The 6,445-nt window shown below is 67.2% G+C and carries 5 protein-coding genes; 1 reads left to right on the forward strand and 4 read right to left on the reverse strand.

Translation table 11 applies throughout. The features are described 5' to 3' along the window. Positions 1-143 precede the first annotated feature (143 nt). From ACFV15_RS45715 to ACFV15_RS45730, 4 genes are all read right to left on the reverse strand, one after another. Entirely contained in the window at positions 144-2,270 is a 2,127-nt protein-coding gene (locus tag ACFV15_RS45715) for a helicase (RefSeq protein WP_378359459.1), read from the reverse strand. 206 nt (positions 2,271-2,476) lie between these two features. Continuing rightward, the gene (locus ACFV15_RS45720; RefSeq protein ID WP_378359461.1) at positions 2,477-4,264 is read right to left on the reverse strand and encodes a LamG-like jellyroll fold domain-containing protein; all 1,788 of its coding nucleotides are present in this window, start codon (positions 4,262-4,264) and stop codon (positions 2,477-2,479) included. A gap of 51 nt (positions 4,265-4,315) precedes the next feature. Further along, the gene (locus ACFV15_RS45725; protein WP_378359463.1) at positions 4,316-4,774 is read right to left on the reverse strand and encodes a DUF6328 family protein; all 459 of its coding nucleotides are present in this window, start codon (positions 4,772-4,774) and stop codon (positions 4,316-4,318) included. Further along, the gene (locus tag ACFV15_RS45730; protein ID WP_378359465.1) at positions 4,771-5,673 is read right to left on the reverse strand and encodes a DMT family transporter; all 903 of its coding nucleotides are present in this window, start codon (positions 5,671-5,673) and stop codon (positions 4,771-4,773) included. Before ACFV15_RS45730 ends, ACFV15_RS45725 begins: the two co-directional genes overlap by 4 nt. Positions 5,674-5,748: 75 nt before the next feature. Between ACFV15_RS45730 and ACFV15_RS45735 the strand changes: the two genes are divergently transcribed. Further along, positions 5,749-6,315 (forward strand): superoxide dismutase, encoded by a 567-nt coding sequence (locus ACFV15_RS45735; RefSeq protein ID WP_378359467.1) that lies wholly within the window; start codon positions 5,749-5,751, stop codon positions 6,313-6,315. The last annotated feature ends 130 nt before the right edge of the window (positions 6,316-6,445 follow it).

A 6,445-nucleotide genomic window follows, 5' to 3' on the forward strand; every position in this document is an offset into this window, starting at 1 on the left:
AACCCCTCACCGGGGTGGGGCGGGGGGGTGGTTTTTTGTATAACCCCCCGGGGGCCCCGGGGGCCTGGGGGGGGGGGGGTTGGGTATGTTGGCCGGGGACCCCCCCCCAAACGCATCCACTCGCTCAGCCGCTAGGCCTGGCGTTACCAGGCCCAGCAGCCCGGGACCGTGTCGTACCGGGGCTCCAGCGAGCGCAGCGTCGCGGGCAATGGCTCCGTATGCAGCACGCCCAGCCGCTGCGTCGCCCGCGTGAGCGCGACGTAGAGGTCCGAGGCCGACCCGATCTGCCCGGGCTCCACCAGGATCACCGTGTCGAACTCCAGCCCCTTCGACTCGCGCGGCGTCATCGTCGGCAGGCCGACGTCGACGCCTGCCGGAGCGATCACCGCCACCGATCCGGCCCCGGCTTCGCGAACCGCGCGAGCGACGGCATCGGTCAAATTCTCGACATGCCGTGCCCATGGCCGGATTCCCTTGGTCCGCACCGAACGCGGCGGACGAGCCGTCGGGTCGACCTCCGCGAGCACGGACGCGGCGATCTCCATGATCTCGGCGGGGGTGCGGTAGTTCGTCGTCAGGCGCCGGTACTTCCAGCGGTCCTGGACATGCGGCGCGAGCATGTCGTCCCAGTCGCGCGCGCCCGCCGGTGACTCGCGCTGGGCGAGGTCGCCGACGATGGTGAACGACCGGCGCGGGCAGCGCCGCATCAGCATGCGCCAGTCCATTTCGGACAGTTCCTGCGCCTCGTCGACGACGACGTGCCCGTACGTCCACTCGCGGTCGGCGGCCGCGCGCTCGGCGAGCGCGCGGGTGTCGTGTTCGACGTGGCGCTCCGCCAGCTCTGAGGCGGAGAGTATGTCCTGGGCGCGCAGGGTCTCCCCGTCGTCTTCCATGTTCAGGATTTCCAGCACGCCCTCGGCGAACTCCCGCTCCTCCTTCAACTCGCGCGTCGTGTGCTGGCCGAGCAGTTCGGTCGCCTCGTCGAGCAGCGCCACGTCCGAGACGGTCCAGGCCTCACCGTCGGCCCGATACAGCGCGTCGCGCAGGAACGGCGCGGCCACGTCGAGCCGCTCCGGCGAGGTGAACAAGTCCCTGAGCAGCTGATACGGCGACAGCTTCGGCCATAGTTGGTCGACGGCGCGTTCGAGCAGCCTGCCGGCGACCAGCTCGGCCGTGACGTCCTGGACGAGGTCGTCACGCAACATCCAGTCGCCGGGCAGCAGCCAGCCCTGGCCGATCAGGTCGACGGCTCGTTCGACGAAAGCCTCTTCGAGCAGTGACCAGAAGTAGCTACGGGCTTCGTTGTGCGGCATGCCGGTCGCCTGCGCACGCTTCAGCGCGGGCTTCACGAGTTCGGCGTCGACGGGCACCGTGACGTCGTCGAGTTCGACCATGATCGGCTTTTCGGGCAGCCGCTGCCGGTCCGCGATGGCCTCCCGCAGTACGTGGACCATGGCCGCCGAGCCCTTGATCTCCCTGGCTTCCGGGGTTTCCTCCGCGGTCGGCCGCAGCCCGGGGAACAGGTCGCCGGGCGTCGCGAAGACGACATCCGTCTCGCCGAGCGACGGCAGCACCCGGTCGATGTAGTCGAGGAACCGCGGGTTCGGCCCGATCACCAGCACGCCACTGCGTGAAAGCAGCTTTCGCCTGGTGTACAGCAAATACGCGACGCGATGCAGCGCGACCGCGGTCTTCCCGGTGCCTGGCCCGCCTTCGATCACGACGACGCCGGGATGATCCAGCCGGATGATCTCGTCCTGCTCGGCCTGAATGGTCGCGACGATGTCCCGCATCACGCCGTCACGCGGCGCGTCGAGCGCGGCATGCAACGCGGTGCCGTCGACGCTCGTTTCCCCTTCGAGCAGCTCGTCGGTGAATTCGACCAGCCGCCTGCCGATGGTGTGGAACTGCCGCCGCCTGCGCATCCCCTCCGGATTGGCCCCGGTAGCGCAATAGAACGGCCGCGCGGCAGGTGCGCGCCAATCGAGCAGCAATGGCTCGTAGTCCTCCTCGAACAGTCCGATTCGCCCGATATACCGCCGCTCGCCGGTCCGCTCGTCCAGCCTGCCGAAGCACAGGCCGTCGTCCGCGACCTTCAGCCGCTGCGCCTCCCGCTGGTTGAACGTGACCGCGACATCGCGCTCCCACAAGGAAACGGCGTCGGTCGTCCGCCGGACGGCCGCCTCCCTCGCCGCTTCCAGACGCGCATAGAGGAAGGACAAGTGTGCGCGCTCGGAACGTAATTCCTGCTCGTACCCCTGATTTGACAATTTCCCCTCACAGCTGCTATGTTAATAGAGCAATCGGCGGTGTTCTCCACTATTGGAGACGCGCCGATTTTCTATTATGCGGGGCTTGTCAAGTTCCCTTCCCATTGTTTCAATGCCACAACAAGTGTGGGGTTTTCTATTGCTTTTATTCAGCAATTGAGGTAATATCGGAGCAGTGTAAGTAGTTCGCCGTCATGTCCGGTGAACTACGACCCGAGCATGAATTCCCGCTCGCGCAGTGCCCGGTCGACGATCCGGACATCCCCGACCCAGCCGTAGAAGCTCTGTTCGACGATCCGGTTGTAGGCGTAGGCCCCGAGCACCCAGCTGCTGCCGGGGCTCGCCAGCCCGATCGCCGGTGTCTTCGGGTTCCGCACGACCGGGCACCCGTCGACGAACAACGTCGTCCGGCACCCGTCGTTGACGATCGCCACATGCCACCATCGATCGACGGCCAGTTCATGGCTCCAGTTGGTCGAAATCCCCGCCTGATTCACCGGGAACACAGCCCACTGCAACCCGGCACCGTCCGAAAGGGACAGTGTCGCCGCAGGCTCGCTCGGATCATCGCCGGTCTTGCCGGCGTCCCCGCCGCTCCCGATCCGCCCGAACAGCCCGGCCCACGCGTGCTGCCCGTTCTTGAAGTCGGACGGCATCTTCACGAAGGCCTCGATGGTGTACCCGCGCGGGAACATCTCGCGGTTCAACGGCGCCGAATCGACCGTCTTCAGATACGCGCCCTTGTTCTTCCCGCCGTCGAACCGCAGGCTCGCCCGCGAAGGCTGGCGTCCCCAGAACTCCTTCGAGAACGTCAACGCCTTCGCGTCGCTCCCCGGCATGATCACTCGCGTCAAGTCGTTGCCGTGCCCCGAAAGGTCGCGCACCGAATCCGCGGCGGCCCCGTCCGCACCCTCGAACCGCCAGTACGCGAGCGTTCCCGGGATCAGAACCTGTCGTGCCGGACGCGCGGGCGGCACCGGCAGCGGCGCGAAACCGGCGAACCGCTGGTCGAAGTCGATCTCCATGCTGAAGTAGTCGGCCGCGCCGGTTCGCTCGACCTCCTGCTTCTCCATCTCGTTCAGCCGCGACTTGTCCGCCAGCCACGGCGAGAACGTGCGGACGTCGATCACGCCGCGGTCCAGATCGAACTCGTACAACCGGATCATCGCGCTGCCGCCGTAGTAGCGGTCCTGGTAGTTGGTGATGTGCGCGTGCACGTCGTGGCCGAAGTTGTTGCGCAGCACCGTGCGTCCCGGCGGCCAGAAGTGCCCGTTCAGCGTCAGGAAGATCTGGTCGTTGCCCGCGACCAGCTGCTCCCAGACCTGTTTGCCGAAGTCGGACAGCTGGGCCTCGCCGGTGTCGGCGGAGACGAACTCGTGGATCGTCAGTATCGCCGGTGTGTGCGGGTGCTTCGCGAGCACGTCGCGCGCCCACGTGAGGCCGCCGGAAGACGGACGCCAGTCCATGGCCAGCAGCAGCCACTCGCGTCCGCCCGCGCGGAACACGTGGTAGCTGTTGTAACCGTCCTTTGTGGACCCGCGATAGGTCGGCGAGTTCCGGAACCGCAGCGGGCCGAACGCGTCGAGGTACGGCGTGCGGCCGCGCTGGTCGTCGGTGGACGACTTGATGTCGTGATTGCCCGCCAGCACGCTGTACGGGAAGCGCCGCCGGTCGAGTGCCTGGAACGAGCGGCTGATCTGCTCCATCTCGCCCGGCTGGCCGTTCTCGGTGAGATCGCCCAGGTGGGCGAGGAAGACAACGTTGTCGTCGTCCAGCACATAGCGCAGGGTCGCGTCGAGCGGCGCCGGATCGCAGCGGTCGGCGTCGAACAGGTACTGGGTGTCCGGCAGCACGGCGATGCTGAACCTCCTGCTGTCGGAGTCCGGGCGGCGGCCGGTGGCGGCGGCGGGCGAGCCGAGCACGGTGGACACGGCGGCACCGGCGCCGAGCAGGCCGGCACCACGCAGGAACGTCCGGCGATTCGAGTCAGTCACGGGCGCAAACTACGCGGTGTGAGGCAACAGGGGTGGAACGCCGAGTGAACTTCAGCGCTGGAGCAGCCTCAACGGGTACACGAACCATGTCACCGCGAACAAGGCCGTGACCAGCACCAGCACCACCGCCATCGCGACCGGCCCGTAGACCACCTTCGCGATCAGGCCCACGGTCACCGTCAACGCCGCCGCGAGGAACCCGAGCCCGGCGATGACCAGCCGATTACCATGGGTGACGATCTCCTCGCGCCGTCCTGTCCGGAACAACAGCCGGTGCCACGCCGCGGGCGCCGTCAGCAGCACGGTCGACGTCACCGCGAACAGCACCGCCACCAGATGGGTCGCCTTCTCGAACCCGCTCGCTTCGCGGAACTGCGACGTGAAAGCCACCGAAAGCAGGAACCCGAACAGGATCTGTACCCCGGCTTGCGCCACGCGCAACTCCTGGAGCAGGTCGGTGACATTGCGCGAGAGCCGCCCGTTCTTCGACTCCTCGAACTCTTCGCTCATAACGCGGGCTCCAAGACCATCGGCTTGCCGCCGACCCTCTCATGCCAGCCCAGCGCCGTCACGGCGGCGACGACGATCGTCAGGCCGATCCACTGGGTGGCGACCAGGTGCGCGTCCAAAAAGGACACCCCGAGTACGACGGCGGTCACCGGGAAGGCCAGTTCGGCGAGCGTGGCGCGTGACGCGGGCGTCGAGCGCAGCCCCGCGTAATAGAGACTGAGCGCCAGCAGACCAGGCACGAGCGCGAGCAGCCCGAGTCCCAGCGCGTTGTCCCAGCCGACAGCGAAGGCCGAACCCTGCGCCGCGACGATGATCGCCGCGGCAGGCAGCCCGACCGTGAACCGCAGCACGGTGACGTCGCGTGCTTCGAGTTGAGCTGAGACAAGCCTTCCGAGCACGGTCCCAGCCGCCCACAACGCCGCGGCGCCGATCGCGAGCAGCGCGGCCTTCGCCGCGGCGACCTGGATGTGCGTCGGATCGCGGAACGCGAGCAGCCAGGCGCCGATCAACGCGGGCACGGCGAACAACGCGTAGCCGGGGCGAATGCGTTCACCGAGCACGAAGAACGCCGCGACCACCGCGAACACGGGCTGCAGTTTCTGCAGCACCAGCGGGGTGATCGGGTCGCCGAGCTTGAACGCGGCGGTGAACATCGCCGTCGCCAGCGCCGACGAGCCACCACCGATCACGAGCACGGCGAGCCATTCCTTGGGACCGCATTTTCGCAATGCGCGGATTGCACGCGGAATGAACGGGCTGAGTACCATCACCACGAGCACGTGCTCCCAGAAAACCACGGTCGCCGCGGGCAGTTTCTCAGCGAGCGGTAGCCGAAGCAGGCCATCGGTACCCCAGAGAGCTGCGGCGATGGCTACCAGCCAGGTGCGATCCTTGGTCATTGAGGCAGCCTACGAGCTAACACATTCGGGTGAGCAGTATGGCCAAATGATTACCTGAGTGACTAGAGAGGCACCATGCGTATTGCCCCCACGGCCATTTCCGTCCTGATCGCTTCGGCGTTCGTGTTCAGCGGCACGAGTCCCGCTTCCGCTGCCGGGAGCCCTCTCGTCTCGGCGCACGGCACGTTCCAGGCGTACAGCCCGGACGCGGTCGCCATCACCTACAAGCCCGAACTCGTGCCCGCCGGCGCACGCGCGCATGTCTTCGCGCTCACCGGCAACCGCATCGGCACCACGACCGTGCTCGCCGTCAGCGGCCTGCTTTCGGACCACGAATACGGCGCCCACGTGCACTCGAACGCCTGCGGAGCGACCGGCGACGCGGCGGGCCCGCACTTCCAGCACGAGCCTGACCCGGTGAAGCCGTCCGTCGACCCGGCGTATGCCAACCCCCGCAACGAGATCTGGCTCGACTTCACCACGAGCAAGCTCGGCACCGGCATTTCGTCGTCCCATGTGGACTGGGGCTTCACCGACCGCCGCCCCGGCTCGATCGTCATCCACGAGATGCACACGCACACCGAGCCCGGCAAAGCCGGAACCGCCGGTCCTCGCCTGGCCTGCATCAACGTCGCGTTCTAAGTACTCGTGAGTGTTCCCGACGGTTAGAACCGTCGGGGTAACTAGTCAGGTCCCTGTCGCGTGGTGGTCATGGTGCTGCGATGATCACCGCGTGGCTGGGGATGGGCGTCCGTCGTATGACGATCTTGCC

The sequence above is a fragment of the Amycolatopsis sp. NPDC059657 genome (assembly GCF_042734395.1).
GTDB lineage: Bacteria > Actinomycetota > Actinomycetes > Mycobacteriales > Pseudonocardiaceae > Amycolatopsis.

Coding starts and splice junctions, on each gene's coding strand:
- ACFV15_RS45735 (WP_378359467.1), top strand. CDS start 5,749: ATGCGTATTGCCCCCACGGCCATTTCCGTCCTGATCGCTTCGGCGTTC.
- ACFV15_RS45725 (WP_378359463.1), bottom strand. CDS start 4,774: ATGAGCGAAGAGTTCGAGGAGTCGAAGAACGGGCGGCTCTCGCGCAAT.
- ACFV15_RS45730 (WP_378359465.1), bottom strand. CDS start 5,673: ATGACCAAGGATCGCACCTGGCTGGTAGCCATCGCCGCAGCTCTCTGG.